The 1089-nt window shown below is 58.0% G+C and carries 1 protein-coding gene; it reads right to left on the bottom strand.

What is annotated here, in order from left to right; genetic code table 11:
* Positions 1-192: 192 nt before the first annotated feature.
* A complete protein-coding gene (locus tag A3A5_RS39275) occupies positions 193-984 on the bottom strand; it encodes a tyrosine-type recombinase/integrase (protein WP_018312945.1) in 792 nt (263 codons plus the stop codon).
* Positions 985-1089 lie beyond the last annotated feature (105 nt).

Here is a 1089-nt window from a genome sequence, read left to right as displayed (position 1 = left end):
GCGATGGCCGTTTTTTAGTCACCGGTCGCGGGCTGCTCTCCCTGGGTGCTGTTCCTACGCACGCGGCCGCGACCGCTAACCAAAAACACCTCTGCGTAATCGGAAGCACGTGGTAATAAGAAGGAAATGGCCTGCCTCCCAGAGTTTTCAGGGCGGCAGGCAGTACGACCTTCTCATTATGGCACGTGCTTTTCACAGAGATTCGAGCCACGCTACCAACTCAGGGTTCCGCTTCCATCGCAGCGGGCGACCAGGCTTCGTTGATGGTTCGACCTGTTCTAGCGCTTTTCGCTTGGTGTCGAGATTGGCGCGCGCGTAGTGGTTGGTCGTATCCAGTCGCGCGTGCCCGAGCCAGCTACGGATTACTGTCACGTCGACACCAGCGGCGACGAGCTGAACTCCGACGCTGTGACGCCACGTGTGCGGAGTGATTCGTTTTTTCGCAAGCGATGGCACCTGCAGGGAGGCTGACTGAACGTACTGTTTGAGCTTGAAGCGAATCCCGGCTGCACTGAGTGGCTGGCCATATCGATTGACGAAGATAGGCTCGTTATCCGCACGCGGTTGTCGCCTGAGCAGCGCCTTGATTATGGCGACCGTCTCCGGCCATAAAGGGCAGATTCGAGTCTTGCGTCCCTTGCCAAACAGCTCTACTTGCGCGGGAGATTCAAAGCGGATGGCCCGTGGGCAAACATCCAGTGCCTCCTGGATTCGCGCTCCCGTGTTATACAGAAACGCGAGCAACGCATGATCCCTCTGTCCTTCTAGGCTCGATCGGTCAGGTTCTCGAAGGACCGCCGCAATTTCCTCGGCGTCCATGTAGCACATGGCTGGCCGGGGCCCCTTTTTGACCGGGATACGTGCGATCTCTGCGCACTGAGCGATCGCCAGCGGTTCTCGATGGGCAACGAAGGTAAAGAAGCTATGGATGGCGGCAAGTCGACAGTTGCGCGTGCCGATCGAGACCTTTCTGTCTTTCTCCAAATAGTCGAGGAACGGGCGAGGTTCAAAGGCGCGTTACACATGAGGAGGCACCTGGAGCGCCAGGCGATAATGGTGCCCCTTTTTCATCTGCGGCATCCATGACTC

Source organism: Cupriavidus sp. UYPR2.512 (genome assembly GCF_000379565.1).
Taxonomy (GTDB): Bacteria; Pseudomonadota; Gammaproteobacteria; order Burkholderiales; family Burkholderiaceae; genus Cupriavidus.
The sequence above is the reverse complement of the archived record's forward strand: the minus strand, read 5'-3'. Positions and strand labels throughout refer to the sequence as shown.